This is a genomic window from Pseudomonas sp. GW458-11-26-14-LB4, from assembly GCF_059423925.1.
In genome coordinates, this window is sequence record NZ_JBWKYU010000006.1 from 91432 (window position 1) to 108909 (window position 17478).

Below are 17478 nucleotides of genomic sequence, written 5' to 3' on the forward strand. Positions count from 1 at the left end.
TTACACCTTCGACACAAGAGGACGACCCAGCAGGCCCTGAGGCCGGAAGACCAGAACAAGTACGAGCAGCGAGAAGCTGAACACGTCTTTGTAGTCGGAGTTGACCAGGCCCGAGAACAGCGACTCGGAGATCCCGAGGATGATCCCGCCGAGCATGGCGCCAGGCAGCGAACCGATCCCGCCCAGTACCGCCGCAGTAAATGCCTTGATGCCGATGATGAAGCCGGCATAGAAGTCGAAGGTGCCGTAGTTCATGGTGATCAGCACGCCCGCCAACGCCGCCATGGCCGCACCGATGATGAACACGTAGGAAATGACCCGGTCGGTGTTGATGCCGAGGATCGAAGCCATTTTGCGGTCTTGCTGGGTCGCACGGCACATGCGCCCGAGCTTGGTGTACTTGATGACGTAGGTCAGCAGGCCCATGCCGACGAATGCGGCCACCAGGATGAAGACTTTGGTGTAGGTCAGTTGCACGAAGCCGGTACCGACTTCGACACGCCATGCACCGGTCAGCAGCGTGGGTACGCCCTGTTGTTTGGCGCCCTGGGCGATCTGTGCGTAGTTTTGCAGAATCAGGGAGATGCCGATGGCGCTGATCAACGGTGCCAGTCGGGTGGAGTTGCGCAGGGGTTTGTAAGCGACTCGCTCGATGACCCAGCCATACACCGCCGTGATCACGATGGTGAATATCAGGGTGCCGAGCATCAGCAGTGGGAAGGATTCAATACCGAAGTAAGCCAGCAGAGCCAGACTGATTGCCGCGAGGTAAGCGGAAATCATGTAAACCTCGCCGTGGGCGAAGTTGATCATGCCGATGATGCCGTAGACCATTGTGTAGCCGATGGCGATCAGGCCGTAGACCGACCCGAGGGTCAGGCCGTTGACCAGTTGCTGCAGGAAAATACCATCCATAACGCAATCTCACGCAGTGAGAACCTGCACACCCTGGGGCGCGCGGTTCTTCTAGGAAAAATACAGATTTACGTCGGAGCAATGTCAGACAGGAAACCGCAACCCCCTTGTGGGAGCTGGCTTGCCAGCGATAGCGGTAGAACATTCAACAAAGTTGTCGACTGTCAGGCCGTCATCGCGGGCAAGCACGCTCCCACAGGGAATGTGGCGTCCGGTTGATCAGGTGCCGTTATTTCTGTTTTTCCAGCTGGTGATATTTGCCATCCTTGTCCCACTGGTAGACCACGTAGTCGGAGACCTTCAGGTCGCCTTTGGAGTCCCAGGTCTTCTCACCCATGACGGTCTTGACCGGGTTCTTCTTCAGCCAGGCAGCGGCCTCCTCGCCCTTGTTCGACTTGGCGCCGTTGAAGGCGGCGGCCAGGGCCTGAACCGATGCATAGGCGTACAGGGTGTAGCCTTCAGGCTCGGTGCCAGCCTTGCGGAACGCATCTACCACAGTCTTGCTGTCTGGCAGCAGGCGCGGGTCGGCACCAAACGTCATCAGCACGCCGTCGACGAATTGCGGGCCACCGGCGGTGGTCACCAGTTCGTCGGTCACGATGCCGTCATCGGACATGAACTTGACGTCTTTCAGGCCTTGCTCACGCAGTTGGCGAACCAGCGGGCCGGCTTCCGGGTGCAGGCCACCGAAGTAGACAACATCGGCGCCGGCGCCACGGATCTTGGTGACGATGGTGCTGAAGTCTTTTTCGCCACGGGTCAGGCCTTCGTACAACACCGGCTTCACGCCGCGTTTTTCCAGCTGAGCCTTGGTGGCATCGGCCAGGCCCTGACCGTAGGTGTCCTTGTCGTGCAGCACGACGACTTTCTTGCCCTTGAGCACGTCGACGATGTAGTCGCCGGCCACGATGCCTTGCTGGTCGTCACGGCCGCACATCCGGAACATGGCGCTCAGGCCGCGCTCGGTCACTTGCGGGTTGGTGGAACCCGGGGTGATCGCGATGATGCCGGCTTCGTCGTAGATCTCGGACGCAGGAATGGTGGAGGACGAGCAGAAGTGGCCGACCACACCGGCGACCTTCTGGTTGGTGAGGTCCTTGGCGACCGTCACCGCCTGTTTCGGCTCGCAAGCGTCATCGCCCTTGACCAGGACGATCTTCTCCCCGTTGACGCCGCCCGCCGCGTTGACCGCGTCGGCCGCCGCTTGTGCCCCTTTCATGTACTGTTCGCCAAATGCCGCGTTGGCGCCCGTCATCGGACCCGCCACACCGATTTTCACATCAGCTTGTGCAAACGCAGAAACACCCAGCGCAGTAGCCACTGCGAGGGCCAGAAAGCCTTTCTTGTAAAACGTCTGGGACATGAGGTGGTGCTCCAAGGTTTTTTTTAGTTGGCACTGCGACTTCACTTGAATGCTCAGAGCAAGGGCCGTGCCATCGGTTTTTTATTCTTCAAAAAGTCGCTGCTTTCTTGTTATTTCGACTGTTTCGTTCCCATTTTCATTGGGCGTGCAACCGTCTAAACCGCGGAAGGTGAAACCAATTATTTTTTCAGGCGCAACCCGCACGCGCCATCATTGCAACCGCGGCGCCAAACGACGTGCAACCAGCCTGTAACAGCCCGCGTCACCGAACTGCACACTGCTGGTGCGGGACTGCTACAACCCGCACCATTACAGGCTAGTCGCTACATCGAAAAGCGCCGCTTCCGGCAACATATTTCAACACTCAAATGACGATCCGCAGGCACTGGCCCGCGTGATACAGCGAGAACCCCGCCTCGTACAGACAACTGCGCAAGCCCACACCCGCCAGGGGCTGCATCGGTGCGAAGGGAATCGGCAATGCCTGAGGATTTCCGTTACACAGGTAATCGGCGAAGGCCTTGCCGACCACGGTGCCGGTGGTCACGCCACGGCCGTTATAACCAGTGACGGCCACCAGTCCGGGCGCCGGCTCGAACAGGCGCATCAGGTGATCGGGAGTGAAAGCGATGCGCCCGGTCCAGGTGCATTCCCACTCCACGGGTTTGAGGTTGGGGAAGTAATGCTGCTGCACCCGGTCGGCCCAGGCCTTGAGGAACCAGGTCGGTTTCTGATTGCCGTTGCCGAGACTGCCCAGCAGCAGACGACCATCCTTGTCACGGCGGATGCTGCTCAGCACCTGACGGGTATCCCACGAGCCCTGCCCGCCCGGGAGAATTTCCTGGGCGGCGTCTTCGGTGAGCGGCACCGAAGCGACCTGATAGTAGTAACCGGGAAAGAAGTTGCGCTTGAGTTCGGTCCAGTCGCCTTCGGTGTAGGCGTTGGAGGCGATCACCACTTGTTCGGCGAGCACCGAACCCTGCTCGGTCTGCACCGACCATTTCTGCCCCTGGCGCTCAAGACGCGCGACCGGGGAATGATCGAACATTTGCCCGCCAAGGCTCATTACAGCGTTGGCCAGCCCGGTGACGTAGGCCATCGGATTGAGCGTACCGGCGCGCCGGTCGAGCAGCGCGGCGGCAATCTTCTGTGTGCCGGTCGCCTGTTCACAGGCCTTGCCGGTCAGCAGTTCAACCGGCGCCCCCCGGCGTTTCCACTGTTCTTCGCGACTGCGCAGGTCCGCCTCGCCCTTGGCGTTGTGCGCCATGTGCAGGGTGCCTTCGCGGCGCAACTGGCAATCGATGTTGTACTTATCCACAAGGCTGAACACCAGCGCCGGCGCCGCACCAAGCATGCGGTTGAGCTGGCTGCCAACCGCCTCGCCAAAGCCGGCCTCGATCTCGTCCGGCGGAATCCACATCCCGGCGTTGACCAGCCCGACGTTGCGCCCGGAGCCTCCATGCCCGGCGCGATGGGCTTCGAGCACGCAGACGCTCTTGCCTTTTTCCAACAGATGCAGCGCCGCCGACAACCCGGTAAACCCGGCGCCGATCACGCAGACATCAACCTTGACCTCGCCCCTGAGCGCCGTGTTATCCGGTCGTTGCGGCGTGAGGTTTTCCCACAGACATTCTTCGCGTAACGGCATTGCCAGACTCCAACAGAAACCTAACAAACACACAGTTCAACAATGTGGAAGCGAGCCTGCTCCGGGCGGCGCTCCAACGAAAGCGGCGTTTCAGCCAACATTGGTGTCGACTGACACACTGCTATCGCGAGCAGGCTCGCTCCCACAAGGGACTTACCGCTCAACCCTCAATCGAACGTAATGCCCTGCGCCAGCGGCAACTCCAGCGAGTAGTTCACGGTGTTGGTCTGCCGGCGCATGTACGCGCGCCACGCATCCGAGCCCGACTCGCGACCACCACCGGTTTCTTTTTCACCGCCAAACGCGCCGCCGATTTCCGCGCCGCTCGGGCCGATATTGACGTTGGCAATGCCGCAGTCACTGCCTACCGCCGACATGAATTTCTCGGCCTCGCGCACATCAGTGGTGAAAATGCACGACGACAGGCCTTGCGGCACGGCGTTGTTCAGGCGCAGCGCCTCTTCAAAATCGCTGTAGCCGACCACGTACAGGATCGGAGCGAAAGTTTCGCTGCACACCACGTCGCTCTGCTCCGGCATTTCAACAATGGCCGGCGCCACGTAGTAAGCATTGGGGAATTGATCTTCCAGTTGGCGCTTGCCGCCGAATACCCGACCGCCCTCGCTCAACGCTTGTTCCAGCGCGTCCTGCATGTTTTCGAAGCTGTGCTTGTCGATCAGCGGACCGATCAGGTTGCCTTCCAGCGGGTGACCGATACGGACTTTGGAGTACGCAGCTTTCAGTCGGGTGACGATTTCTTCTTTCACCGATTCATGGGCGATCAGGCGACGCAACGTGGTGCAACGCTGGCCGGCGGTGCCGACGGCGCTGAACAGAATGGCGCGCACTGCCATGTCCAGATCGGCGCTCGGGCCGAGGATCATTGCGTTGTTGCCACCCAGTTCGAGAATGCTGCGGGCGAAACGCGCAGCGACTTTCGGCGCCACTTCGCGGCCCATGCGGGTGCTGCCGGTGGCGCTGATCAGCGCGACACGCGGGTCATCCACCAGCGCTTCGCCGGCATCGCGACCGCCGATGATCACCTGGCTCAGGTGCGCCGGGGCATCGCTGAAATTCTTCAGTACGCGTTCGAACAGCGCCTGACAGGCCAGCGCGGTCAGCGGGGTTTTCTCCGACGGCTTCCATACCACCGGGTTGCCGCAGACCAGCGCCAGCGTGGTGTTCCACGCCCACACCGCGACCGGGAAGTTGAACGCACTGATCACGCCGACCACGCCCAGCGGGTGCCAGGTTTCACGCATGTGGTGGCCCGGGCGCTCGGAGGCGATGGTCAAACCGTACAACTGGCGGGACAGCCCGACGGCGAAATCGCAGATGTCGATCATCTCCTGCACTTCACCGAGGCCTTCCTGGGTGATCTTGCCCGCTTCCCAGGACACCAGCTCACCGAGTTCGGTCTTGTATTCACGCAGCACTTCGCCGAACTGACGCACCAGCTCGCCGCGACGCGGGGCCGGCACCTTGCGCCATTGTTCGAACGCATGATCTGCGCGACTGATGTGCTGCTCGACTTCGGCCGGGCCTTCCCAGTTCACGGCGCCGATGCGGCTGCCGTCGATGGGCGAATGCACCGGCACTTTGCCGTTCTGGTACAGGGCCGGGTTCACACCTAGACGATCAAGCAATGCGGCAACCATGGGTCACTCCTCGAGCAAAAAACTGAATGTGTGCGGGCGCGTTTTCACGACCGGGCAGACCTTTAGTTGTAGCGTCAGGAAGGCTGTGCAACAAACGACCTTTACGCGAGATATCATTCCGTTTATTCATGCTGCGCAGAAAGACAAGAAAAGGATCGCCCATGCTGAACAAACGCCACTTGCCGTCGATCACCGCGTTGCAGTGCTTCGAGGCCGTGACCCGGCACCTGAGTTTCACCCGGGCCGCCGAGGAACTGAACCTGACCCAGAGCGCTGTCAGCAAGCAGGTGGCGCAGCTCGAAGAATTGCTGCAGCACTTGTTGTTCCGCCGGGTGCGCCGCCGTTTGCAGATGACCCCCGCCGGCGATCTGTACCTGGTGGAAGTCAGAAAAATCCTGACCCAGGTCGAGATGTCGACCCATTACCTGCGTTCCTACGGCGGCGAAACCGAAGTCCTGCGCGTTTCCACACCCTCGACCTTCGGCGCCCGCTGGCTGGTGCCGCGCCTCAAGGGCTGGCGTCTGCGCCATCCATCGATTCATCTGGACCTTTGCAACGAGCAGGAGGCCGATGACCTGCTGCAAGGGCGCAGCGACCTGGCATTCTATTTCGGCCAGGGTTCACGTCCCGGCACCGAATGCCTGAAGCTGTTCGGCGAAGAACTGGTGCCGGTCTGCGCGCCGAGCAGCCTGCCGGACACTCCGTTGACTGATCCAACGCAACTCACCGATCTGGTCCTGCTGCAGAATGCTTCGCGCCCACAAGCGTGGCACGACTGGTTCGACAGCCAGGGTTACCAGACCGAACACAGCTACCACGGCCCGCGTTTCGAAACCTTTTATATGTGCATTCGCGCGGCGCAGGTCGGTTGCGGCGTCGCCCTGCTGCCGAGGTTTCTGGTGGAAGAGGAATTGGCCGACGGCAAACTGGTCATTCCCTGGCAGCATGCAATGCCCAGCACCGATGCCTATTACCTGGCCTACCCGGAACACGCGGCAGAAGTGCCCAAGGTGCGGGATTTCGTGAAGTGGATGCTGGAGCAGATCGACAGCCCCGATGCGCTCTAAGGCGCTGTGCCGGGATAAAAATCGCTGGCAATCCTCACCCCGGATATGCGCCACTAGCGCCATTGATTGATACCGCGCCAACGCGCGGCCCGTCTGGAGACCCCGTTATGAGCGAGAGTGTGTTTGCCGATCGCATCGTGCAGAACCTGCTCGACACCGACTTCTACAAACTGACGATGATGCAGGCGGTGCTGCACAACTACCCCAACGTCGAAGTCGAATGGGAGTTTCGTTGCCGTAACAGTGAAGATCTGCGCCCGTATCTGGCGGAGATCCGCTTCCAGGTCGAGCGTCTGGCCGAGTTGAGTCTGAGCGCCGATCAGTTGAGTTTTCTCGAGCGCATCTCGTTCCTCAAGCCGGATTTCCTGCGGTTCCTCGGTCTGTTCCGTTTCAACCTGCGCTACCTGCACACCGGCATCGAGAACGGCGAGTTGTTCATCCGCCTGCGCGGGCCGTGGCTGCATGTGATCCTGTTTGAAGTGCCGCTGCTGGCGATCGTCAGCGAAGTGCGCAACCGCTATCGCTACCGTGAAACGGTGCTGGAACAGGCCCGCGAACAGCTGTATCGCAAATTCGACTGGCTGACCGCCAACGCCTCGGCGGAAGAATTGTCGCAGTTGCAGGTCGCCGATTTCGGCACACGCCGGCGGTTTTCCTACCGCGTGCAAGAGGAAGTGGTGAACGTGCTCAAGCACGATTTCCCCGGGCGTTTCGTCGGCACCAGCAACGTCCACCTGTCCCGCGAACTGGACATGAAACCGCTGGGCACCATGGCTCATGAGTGGATCATGGCCCACCAGCAACTCGGTCCACGGCTGATCGACAGCCAGATCGCCGCCCTCGATTGCTGGGTTCGCGAGTATCGCGGGCTGCTGGGGATCGCCCTGACCGACTGCATCACCACCGACGCGTTCCTCGGCGACTTCGATCTGTTCTTCGCCAAGCTGTTCGACGGTTTGCGTCACGATTCCGGAGATCCGGTGCAGTGGGGCGAAAAATGCATCGCCCACTATCACAAGCTCGGCATCGACCCGATGAGCAAGACCCTGGTGTTCTCCGACAGCCTGACGCTGCCCAAGTCGCTGGAGATCTTCCGGGCGCTGCGCGGCCGGATCAATGTCAGCTTCGGCATCGGCACCAACCTGACCTGTGACATTCCGGGTGTCGAACCGATGAGCATCGTGCTTAAAATGACCGCCTGCAATGGCCAACCGGTGGCGAAGATCTCCGACGAGCCGGGCAAGACCCACTGCAAAGACCCGAATTTCGTCGCCTATTTGCGACACGTTTTCCAGGTTCCTGCCGTTTCCAGCCTTTCTAGCAAGGAGTGAATTCATGCAAGCCGTACAGCGTGAGATTGCTGAACAGCTCAACGTTCAGCCGCCGTTCGCCGATTACCAGGCCCTCGAAGCGGAAGTCGCCCGACGCATCACCTTCATCCAGGATTGCCTGACCAGTTCCGGACTCAAGACCCTGGTGCTGGGCATCAGTGGCGGCGTCGATTCGCTGACCGCAGGCCTTTTGGCCCAGCGCGCCATGCGTGAACTGCGCGAGCGCACCGGTGACGAGGCTTACAAGTTCATCGCCGTGCGCCTGCCGTACGACGTGCAGTTCGATGAACACGATGCCCAGGCCTCGGTGGACTTCATCGCCCCGGACGAGCGCCACACCGTCAACATCGGCCCGGCAGTCAAATCCCTGGCCAGCGAAGTCGCAGCCTTCGAAGGCAAGCACGCGGTGTCGGTGGATTTCGTGCTCGGCAACACCAAGGCGCGGATGCGCATGGTCGCCCAGTACACCATCGCCGGCGCGGCCCATGGCCTGGTGATCGGCACCGACCACGCGGCGGAAGCGGTGATGGGTTTCTTCACCAAGTTCGGCGACGGCGCCTGCGACCTGGCCCCGCTCAGCGGTCTGGTGAAAAATCAGGTCCGGGCCATCGCCCGCAGCTTCGGCGCACCGGAATCGCTGGTGGAAAAAGTGCCGACGGCGGATCTGGAGGACCTGTCGCCGGGCAAGCCGGACGAGGCGTCCCACGGTGTGACCTACGCCGAGATCGACGCCTTCCTGCACGGCGAGCCGGTGCGTCAGGAAGCGTTCGACATCATCGTCAACACCTACAAAAAGACCCATCACAAGCGGGTCATGCCGTTTGCGCCTTGAATCCAGGGCATAAAAAAAGCGTCCTTCAGGACGCTTTTTTTTTGACCTTGTGTTGCTTATTTCAGGGTCACGGTGCCTTTCATCATCGAGATGTGGCCCGGAAACGAGCAGAAGAAGCCGTACTTCTCGTCAGCCTTGAGCTTGGACACGTCGATGGTCAGCGAGTCGGTTTCCTTGGCGCCGATGATCTTGGTGTGAGCGATAACGCGCTCGTCACCGTCCTTCAGGTAGTTCTTGTCGATGCCGGCGGCCAGGCCGTCGGTGGCGATCGGCTGCATGTCGGCTTCTTTGCTGATCACCAGGTTATGGCCCATGACGTTCTTCGGCAGGCTGCCGGAGTGGGTCAGCTCGACGGTGAAGGTTTTGCAGCTCTTGTCGATTTCGATGGCCTTGGTGTTGAAGGACATCTGGTCGGTGGAATCAACGGTGGTTTTGCACTCGGCAGCCATCAATTGGCTGCTGGCCAGCGCCAGCAGGGATACCGCAACAACTTTGGAAAACATGGTGAATCTCCAAGGCAGGGTTAACAAAAACACGAATGGTTGGAAGACTGCCTGAAATCTTCGCAAGTTCCTATGACTTGAGTCAAAAATTGTATACAACTTTCAGGCTATGACACTCATCGAAACAATCTAACAGCCAGACGTTTGGCCGGGCCGTATCTTCAGGGCTCAACGTTCATCTGGAGCATCCGTCATGTCCTTCAACAGCCTGTTGTGCAGTCTGCTCGCCGCCTACGCCTGTGGTGCAAGCGGCACCTATGAAACCCCGAAACGCGAAGTCTAGCCCTTGGATCAAGGCGTGCCAGCCATTACCCTGTGACCGATTGACCCAGGAGGAAGGCATGTCTCTCACATCCGTTTGTGTATTTTGCGGTGCCAACGCCGGCACCACCCCGGCGTACACCAAAGCCGCCATTGCCCTCGGCACAGCTCTCGCAGAACGTAAGCTGACGCTGGTCTACGGCGGTGGCGCCGTCGGCCTGATGGGGATTGTCGCTGACGCCGCGCTGGCGGCCGGTGGCGAAGTGATCGGCATCATTCCGCAGAGCCTGATGGATAAGGAAATAGGTCACAAGAGCCTGACCCGTCTGGAAGTGGTCGACGGCATGCACGCCCGCAAGGCGCGGATGGCCGAACTCAGCGATGCGTTCATCGCCCTGCCCGGTGGCCTCGGCACCCTGGAGGAGCTGTTCGAAGTCTGGACCTGGGGCCAGCTCGGCTACCACGGCAAGCCGCTGGGCCTGCTGGAAGTGAACGGTTTCTACAGCAAACTCACTGCATTTCTTGATCACATCGTCGGCGAAGGCTTCGTTCGTGCGCCGCACCGTGACATGCTGCAAGTGAGTGAATCGCCGCAAACATTGCTCGAAGCCCTCGACAACTGGAAGCCCACCGTCACCCCAAAATGGGTCGACCAGAAACCCGGTTAACCGCCGGGCACCGATACAGGGCAGAATACGCGCCGCTCAACCTCACCTTCGACCCCAGAGGATCGCCCATGGCCAAACCCAATTACTCCTTCGCCAAACGTCAACGTGACCTGGCCAAGGAACAGAAGAAAGAGGAAAAGCTTCAGCGCAAGAAACAGATGGCTGAAGAAGCGGCACTGAACCCTGACGGTGAAGTGGCGACCGATGATGATGTTGAGGCACCGAAAGACCAGGCACCCGACGCCTGAGCTGAATCGCGAAATTGAACACCCTCCATTGTGGGAGCTGACTGGCTCCCACGATGGATCGCACTTACTCCAGTGGCATCACCGTGACCCGCACCTCCGGATCATGGCTCCCTCCCCCCAGAATCACCCCGCGCAACGGCGAGACATCGGAGAAATCCCGGCCCCAGGCCAGGGTGATGTGCTCCAGTGCCGGCTGCACATTGTTTGTCGGATCGAAGTCCACCCAGCCCAGCACCGGGCAAAACACCGAAACCCAGGCATGGGACGCATCGGCGCCGATCAACCGTGGCTGCCCCGGTGGCGGCTGGGTCAGCAGGTAGCCGCTGACGTAACGCGCCGCCAACCCGCGTGAGCGCACACAGGCGAGCATCAGGTGCGCGAAGTCCTGACAGACCCCGCGCCGGCGCTCCAGCACTTCCACCAGCGGCGTCGCGACCTGTGTCGCTTCGGCATCGAAGGTGAATTCGCTGAAGATCTTCTGCATCAGGGCCTGCACGCCCAGCATCAACGGTCTGCCGGTCGGGAAACAGCTCTCCGAGAACTCGACGAAACTGCGCTTCAGATGCACGTAGGGCGACTGGAATCGATAGCGACAGGCTTCCAGCAACGAGGCGGACAGCGGTTGACTGCTGTAGGTCAGCGCGTTGCGCGTCAGTTCCCAGGCCGGTGACTGCTGGAAATCCACCACGGGTCGCGCCAGCACTTCCACCGTCAGCCGTGCGTTGACCTGCAATTCATCGTGGGGTCGCTCGAAGGCGAGGCGAGTCAGCGGATTGCCGAACACATCCTGCTCGTCACGGCGGGCGGTCGGCTCCGGACTGATCAGCAATTGCTGCTCGCTGCAGCGCTGCCACTCGCATTCGCGCGGCCACAGATGCGCCAGTTGCTGGGCCAGGGACACCGGGCTGTCGTAGCGATAGCAGGTGTCGTGAAGGATCTGGTAATGGGCACTCATCAGACGGACACCGTGCGCTGGCTGACATCATCGACATGGGCGAAATGGCGCAGGGCCAGTCGATCCGACACCTGACTGCTGGCGTCGGCGATTTCCTGTAGCAGGTCCGCCAGACCGTCGAGGGCCGCGCGCACGCTGGATTCGCCGAACAGCGGATTCTCCAGACAGCTCAGGTCGAAGCGCGCCAGACGCTCGACCAGCGGCGGCAACCCCGCCTCCCTCGGCACACCGAAGTCATCATTCAGCCGCTTCAAGGTGCGAGTCACCAGCGTCAACTGGAACAGCACCGCATGGGGGTTCTGCTCATCCAGCAGCAACAGGTCGAGCACCGGAATCAACTGCGCCACCGCCAGATAACGCGAGCGATAGGTGATGCTGCTGTTACCCAGCTCCAGCAACCACTCAAGCCCGGCCTGATCGAACGCGCCAGCGCCGCGCAAGAAACCCGCGAGGCTGCTGCTGAGAAATTGCAGGCGCTCAATCCGCCGGCCGATCATCAGGAAGCGCCAGCCTTCGTCGCGAGTCATGTCGTCAAGGGCAAACCCGGACAGCGCCGCCAGCGACATCACCAACCGGTTGAGAAAATCCAGCAGTTCGCCGAAATCCGGCTCGTCAGTGTCCAGCTCTGAAGCCTCACGCTGCAGCTCCACCAGCGCCTGCCAGTTTTCCCGCGAGAGCTTGCCACGCACTTGCGATGCCGCCCACTGCAAGCGTTGCAGGTTGGAACGCAAACTGAACGACCAGTCCTCGCCGAGCAGCGCCGCGAGCAAGCGCTCCGGCAGTTCACCTTCGTCCGGCAGCAGCATCAGTCGCTCGCCCAGATCCACCGCAGCCTGCAGGGCTTGCGGGTCATCGCCGTCGACGTAACGCGCGAGCATGATCCGCAGCAGCCGCGCGCTGTCGTCGCAACGCTCGCAGTAACGGCCGAACCAGAACAGGTTTTCCACCACCCGCGACGGCAGATACGGATCGCGTCGCACCAGATCGGGCACACCGATGTTGCGCTGGGCTTTCCACTGTTCACCGCTGGGCGGTCGATCCCCCAGCACCCAGGTGTCCTTGCTCGCGCCACCGCGCTGCATCGACACCACTTCGGCATCGGCTTCTGCCGCGACCCGGGTCAGGCCACCGGGCAGCACCCGATAACCGTCGTGACTCGCCACCGCGTACATGCGCATGCCGATTGCCCGGGGTTGCAGTTGCCCGTCCTCGGGCTGCCAGATCGGCGCCTGGGACAACTGGGCGAGTTCTTGCGCGACATAAGCATAAGGCCGGGCCTGCATGCGCGCGGCGAGACTTTCACGCTGTTTTTCGCTCAGATCCCGACCAAATACCGGCGCAAAACTTTGCGACGGAAACGCCGGTTTGATCAACAGCTCCGGCAGTTTTTCCAGGGCCTGGGCCAACACCGGCGCTTCGCCGCACCACCACGTGGCAATGGACGGCAGAATCAGCTCTTCGCCGAACAGGTACTGATTGATCTTCGGCAGGAAACCCAGCAACCCCGGCGACTCCAGCACGCCACTGCCCAGCGCGTTCGCCACCAGCACCCGGCCCTGACGCACCGCCTCCAGCAATCCCGGAACGCCGAGCGCCGAATCCGTGCGCAATTCCAGCGGATCGCAGAAGTCATCGTCGAGCCGACGCATGATCGCGTGCACCCGGCGCAGGCCGCTGAGGGTTTTCAGGTAGACCGTGGCATCACGCACCGTCAGGTCTCCACCCTCCACCAGCGGATAACCGAGCTGGCGGGCGAGATAGAGATGCTCGAAATAGCTTTCGTTGAAACGCCCCGGGGTCAGCAACACCACCAGCGGCGCGTCATCGTCGCAGGGGGCCTGACGGGCCAGGGTTTCCTGCAAGGTGCGGAAGAAGCCGGCCAGATGCTGCACTTTCAGATCCCGGTACAACTCGGGAAAGGCGCGGGACACGATGGTGCGATTTTCCAGCGCGTAACCGGCGCCGGATGGCGCCTGGGTACGATCCGCCGTCACCCACCAGCGCCCGTCCGGCGTGCGCGCCAGATCGACGGCATACAGGTGCAGAAAGGCCCCGTCCGGCGGCACAATGCCCTGACAGGGCCAGAGGAAGTTGTTATGGCCGAACACCAGTTCTGCCGGCAGCAGCCCTTCGCTGATCAGCCGCTGCGGGCCGTACAGATCCGCCAGCACCGCATTGAGCAGCCGCGCGCGCTGGGCGATTCCGGCCGACAGCTGTTGCCACTCGTCGGCGGCGATTACGTGGGGCAGCAGATCCAGTTCCCACGGACGATCCGCGCCCTTGGGGTCGGCATAGACGTTGTAGGTGACGCCGTTTTCCTGAATCTGCCGGGTCAGCAACGCCTGACGCTGCACCAGTTGCGCCGGGGTGCTGCGCTGCAATTGGTCGACCAGTCGCCGCCAGTGCGGGCGCACCGCCCCGCTGTCGTCGAGCAGTTCGTGATAGGTGCCCGCCGTCAGCGGGTAGCGGTCAAGCAGGTCAGGCATGGAAAGCTCGGCAGCCGGCAAGGAACGGTCAGACTAACGCAGGCACATGACGCCCGGATATACGAAAAATCCGGGCGTCACGCTCCTAAATAAAACAGCCGATTTAGAAGCGTCGTAAATCGAGTGTCATCGGTAGTTCGTCGGAGGTTGTCAGGTTCGGTATAGGAAGTTTCCCCGGCGTATGTCCGATGCGGAAGAAACGCGCCATGCGCCGGCTCTCCGCCTCGTTGGCGTTGACCGGCAGCGTTTCGTAATTGCGCCCGCCCGGATGCGCGACGTGGTACTGGCAACCGCCCAGCGAGCGCTGCATCCAGGTATCGAGCAAGTCGAACACCAGCGGCGCATGCACCGGGATCGTCGGTTGCAGGCAATTGGCCGGTTGCCACGCGCGGAAACGCACACCGGCGACAAACTCGCCCACCCGGCCGGTCGATTGCAGCGGCACCGGTATTCCATTGCAGGTCAGCAGATAACGCTGCGGCGGCAGCCCCGTGAGTTTGACCTGCAAGCGCTCCAGCGATGAGTCGACGTAGCGCACCGTACCGCCCGCCGCGCCCTCCTCGCCCAGCACGTGCCAGGGTTCAAGGGCCTGACGCAATTCCAGCTCGATACCGTTGACGGCGTAATCGCCGACCTTGGGAAAACGGAACTCAAGGTGCGCCGCGAACCATTCCGCACGCAGGGGGTAACCGGCATTGTTGAGCTCGACGATGACGTCGGCGAAGTCCTGCTCGATGAAGTGCGGCAGCATGAAGCGGTCGTGCAGCTCCGTACCCCAGCGCGCCAGTTTCGGCGGCGCATAGGGCTCGCGCCAGAACCGCGCCACCAGCGCTCGCAACAACAGCTGCTGCGCCAGGCTCATGCGCGCATGGGGTGGCATCTCGAAACCACGCAACTCCAGCAACCCGAGGCGCCCGGTGGAGCCATCCGGTGAATACAGCTTGTCGATGCAGAACTCGGCGCGATGGGTGTTGCCGGTAACGTCGATCAGCAGATTGCGCAGCAAACGGTCGACCAACCACGGCGGGCAGTCTTCTCCCGGCGCCGGCATTTGCGCGAAAGCGATTTCCAGTTCATACAGCGCATCGTTGCGCGCTTCGTCGATCCGCGGCGCCTGAGAGGTCGGGCCGATGAACAGGCCGGAAAACAGGTAGGACAGCGATGGATGGTTGTGCCAGTAGCTGATCAGGCTACGCAGCAGGTCCGGGCGGCGCAGAAACGGTGAGTCACCCGGTGTCGCGCCGCCGAGGACGAAATGGTTGCCGCCGCCGGTTCCGGTATGTCGCCCGTCAACCATGAATTTCTCGGTGGACAGTCGGGTCTGGCGCGCTTCTTCGTACAGAAATTCGGTGCGCTCGACCAACTCGTCCCACGTCGCCGACGGCTGCACGTTGACCTCTATGACGCCGGGATCCGGGGTGATGCGAAAGTTGCTCAGGCGCGGATCGCTCGGCGGCTCATAGCCCTCCAGCAATACCGGACAATGCAGCTCCTCGGCGGTGGCTTCGATGGCCGCGACCAGTTCCAGATAATCCTCGACCCGCTCCAGCGGCGGCATGAACAGGTACAACCGGCCTTCCCGGGCCTCGGCGCAGAAGGCGGTGCGGGTCAGCCAGTCGGCGGACTCGTCGATCTTCGGCACACGCTCGTCCGCCGGAGCGGGCTCACGGTGATCGTTGAGCTGCGATGTTTCGGGCAGCCCGGGGAAGTCCTGATTCGGATCGTTCGGATGAATGAACGGATACTCTGCCGCCTTCACCCAAGGTTGCGAACCCAATGGCAGGCGATAGCCGAGCGGCGAATCTCCCGGCACCAACCGGCAATGCTCATCGCGCAGGTACCAGCGCCCGCTCTGCCACTGATCGCCCTTGGCGGTGCGCGCCAGCGGCAGCACCTGGCCGATGATCTTGTCCAACCCCTGACTGAACACCTTGCGCAGTCGCGCACGTTCCAGCGGCTCCTCCAGACGCGAGTCTTCGGCGCTGACGTTGCTCGGCAAGGCGCCCTCGCGCCAGAGGTAATAGAAATTGTCTTCGTAGGCCGGGAAGACGAAGCGTGTCGGCAGTTTCAGGCGTTCGGCGACGCTCGCCAGAAAGCGCCCGGCCAGTTCACCCGTGGCGCCGTAATCCTGCTGCTCATCGGCGATCAGTGCATTGTTATGCCAGATCGGCACGCCGTCGCGGCGCCAGTAGCAATTCAGCGACCAGCGCGGCAGTTGCTCACCCGGATACCACTTGCCCTGGCCGAAATGCACCAGCCCCTTGGGCGCGTAATGTTTGCGCATGCGCTGGAACAGTTCGGCGGAGAGCCGGCGCTTGTCCGGGCCCAGCGCGGCGGTGTTCCACTCGGCGCCGTCGGGGTCGTCGATCGACACGAAGGTCGGTTCGCCGCCCATGGTCAGGCGCACATCGCCTTCCAGCAGATCGGCATCGATCTGCCGGCCCAGCGTCTGGATCGCCAGCCATTGCTCATCGGTGTAGGGCTTGGTGACCCGCGGCGCTTCCCAGATCCGCTGCACGGACATTTCGTGGCTGAACTCGCATTCGCAAGGTTCCACCAGACCGCTGATCGGCGCCGCCGAGGACGGATCGGGACTGCAGGCCAGCGGGATATGCCCCTCTCCGGCGAATAGTCCGGAGGTCGCATCAAGGCCGATCCAGCCGGCGCCGGGCAGATACACCTCGCACCACGCGTGCAGGTCGGTGAAGTCCACTTCGGTGCCGGACGGCCCGTCGAGGCTTTTCACGTCGGCGGTCAGTTGAATCAGATAACCGGAGACGAAACGCGCCGCCAGCCCGAGGTTACGCAGCAGTTGCACCAGCAGCCACGCCGAATCGCGGCAGGAACCGGAGGCGTGTTCGAGGGTGTGTTCCGGGGTCTGTACGCCCGGCTCCATGCGGATCAGGTAATTGATGTCTTCGCTCAAACGCTGGTTGAGCGCCACCAGGAAATCCACGGCCGGCAGCGGCGTGCGGTCGATGGCGTCCAGATAGGCCTTGAATTTCGGCGTCAGCGGCAGGGTTTCGAGGTACGGCGCCAGCTCCTTGCGTTCATCGGCGGCGTAGGCGAAGGGGATTTTCTCGGCGTAGGGCTCGAGGAAAAAGTCGAACGGGTTGAACACCGCCATCTCGGCCAGCAGATCGACCTCGATCCGCAGTTCGGCGGTTTTCTCGGGGAACACCAGCCGTGCGAGGTAGTTGCCCTGAGGGTCCTGCTGCCAGTTGATGAAGTGCTGCTCGGGCGAGACTTTCAGTGAATAGGACAGAATCCGCGTGCGGCTGTGGGCAGCCGGGCGCAGCCGCACGATCTGCGGGCCGAGTTCGACAGCGCGGTCGTAGCGGTAATGCGTGACGTGATGCAATGCGACATGAATCGACACGGCGTGCCTCCTGCGAGCCCAAGCGTATTCGAAAGCGCGCAAGACTTATGCCATGCAGAGGCTTGGGCGCTTTCCCGGAATGCTTAGGGCAGTACAGCACCAAAATCGGGCGATGCGGTGAAATGGTTTGGCACAGTTGCACGCAAATGTTGCGAAAGCGGCCG

The 17478-nt window shown here is 61.8% G+C and carries 13 protein-coding genes; 5 read left to right on the forward strand and 8 right to left on the reverse strand.

Annotated features, from left to right (window positions below):
- The 4 genes from AC07XZ_RS09970 to amaB form a co-directional block, all read right to left on the reverse strand.
- Complete coding sequence (locus tag AC07XZ_RS09970) at positions 1-915, reverse strand: ABC transporter permease subunit (RefSeq protein WP_007915894.1); 915 nt, start codon at positions 913-915, stop codon at positions 1-3.
- 229 nt (positions 916-1144) lie between these two features.
- A complete protein-coding gene (locus AC07XZ_RS09975) occupies positions 1145-2278 on the reverse strand; it encodes an ABC transporter substrate-binding protein (RefSeq protein ID WP_011332206.1) in 1134 nt (377 codons plus the stop codon).
- Between the two features lie 364 nt (positions 2279-2642).
- The gene (gene amaA, locus AC07XZ_RS09980; RefSeq protein ID WP_102686774.1) at positions 2643-3926 is read right to left on the reverse strand and encodes an L-pipecolate oxidase; all 1284 of its coding nucleotides are present in this window, start codon (positions 3924-3926) and stop codon (positions 2643-2645) included.
- Positions 3927-4093: 167 nt separating this feature from the next.
- The gene (amaB, locus tag AC07XZ_RS09985; RefSeq protein WP_007950668.1) at positions 4094-5584 is read right to left on the reverse strand and encodes an L-piperidine-6-carboxylate dehydrogenase; all 1491 of its coding nucleotides are present in this window, start codon (positions 5582-5584) and stop codon (positions 4094-4096) included.
- 161 nt (positions 5585-5745) lie between these two features.
- Here amaB and AC07XZ_RS09990 point away from each other — a divergent pair, with 161 nt between their 5' ends.
- The 3 genes from AC07XZ_RS09990 to nadE all read left to right on the forward strand — a co-directional run bounded on the left by AC07XZ_RS09990 (position 5746) and on the right by nadE (position 8814).
- Positions 5746-6651 (forward strand): LysR family transcriptional regulator, encoded by a 906-nt coding sequence (locus AC07XZ_RS09990; RefSeq protein ID WP_102686775.1) that lies wholly within the window; start codon positions 5746-5748, stop codon positions 6649-6651.
- A 107-nt stretch (positions 6652-6758) separates the two neighbouring features.
- The gene (pncB, locus tag AC07XZ_RS09995) at positions 6759-7982 is read left to right on the forward strand and encodes a nicotinate phosphoribosyltransferase (protein WP_085685119.1); all 1224 of its coding nucleotides are present in this window, start codon (positions 6759-6761) and stop codon (positions 7980-7982) included.
- A 4-nt stretch (positions 7983-7986) separates the two neighbouring features.
- Complete coding sequence (gene nadE / locus AC07XZ_RS10000; protein ID WP_007950678.1) at positions 7987-8814, forward strand: NAD(+) synthase; 828 nt, start codon at positions 7987-7989, stop codon at positions 8812-8814.
- Positions 8815-8870: 56 nt separating this feature from the next.
- Here the strand turns inward: nadE and azu are convergent, their stop codons facing one another.
- Positions 8871-9317 carry an azurin gene (azu, locus tag AC07XZ_RS10005; protein WP_007950684.1) on the reverse strand — a complete coding sequence of 149 codons (447 nt, stop codon included), beginning with the start codon at positions 9315-9317 and terminating at the stop codon, positions 8871-8873.
- 341 nt (positions 9318-9658) lie between these two features.
- On the opposite strand from azu, the gene AC07XZ_RS10010 reads away from it, so the two are divergent.
- Entirely contained in the window at positions 9659-10246 is a 588-nt protein-coding gene (locus AC07XZ_RS10010; protein ID WP_085746516.1) for a cytokinin riboside 5'-monophosphate phosphoribohydrolase, read from the forward strand.
- Between the two features lie 68 nt (positions 10247-10314).
- A complete protein-coding gene (locus AC07XZ_RS10015; RefSeq protein WP_007950694.1) occupies positions 10315-10494 on the forward strand; it encodes a hypothetical protein in 180 nt (59 codons plus the stop codon).
- A 64-nt stretch (positions 10495-10558) separates the two neighbouring features.
- Here AC07XZ_RS10015 and AC07XZ_RS10020 read toward each other — a convergent pair whose 3' ends face one another.
- The 3 genes from AC07XZ_RS10020 to AC07XZ_RS10030 all read right to left on the reverse strand — a co-directional run bounded on the left by AC07XZ_RS10020 (position 10559) and on the right by AC07XZ_RS10030 (position 17314).
- Positions 10559-11449, reverse strand: coding sequence for a transglutaminase family protein (locus tag AC07XZ_RS10020; protein WP_102686776.1), 891 nt, complete (start codon positions 11447-11449; stop codon positions 10559-10561).
- Positions 11449-13935 (reverse strand): circularly permuted type 2 ATP-grasp protein, encoded by a 2487-nt coding sequence (locus tag AC07XZ_RS10025; protein ID WP_102686777.1) that lies wholly within the window; start codon positions 13933-13935, stop codon positions 11449-11451. The genes AC07XZ_RS10020 and AC07XZ_RS10025 overlap by 1 nt, the downstream gene beginning before the upstream one ends.
- Before the next feature lie 103 nt (positions 13936-14038).
- On the reverse strand, positions 14039-17314 hold the full coding sequence (locus AC07XZ_RS10030) for a transglutaminase family protein (protein WP_102686778.1): 3276 nt from the start codon (positions 17312-17314) through the stop codon (positions 14039-14041).
- Positions 17315-17478 lie beyond the last annotated feature (164 nt).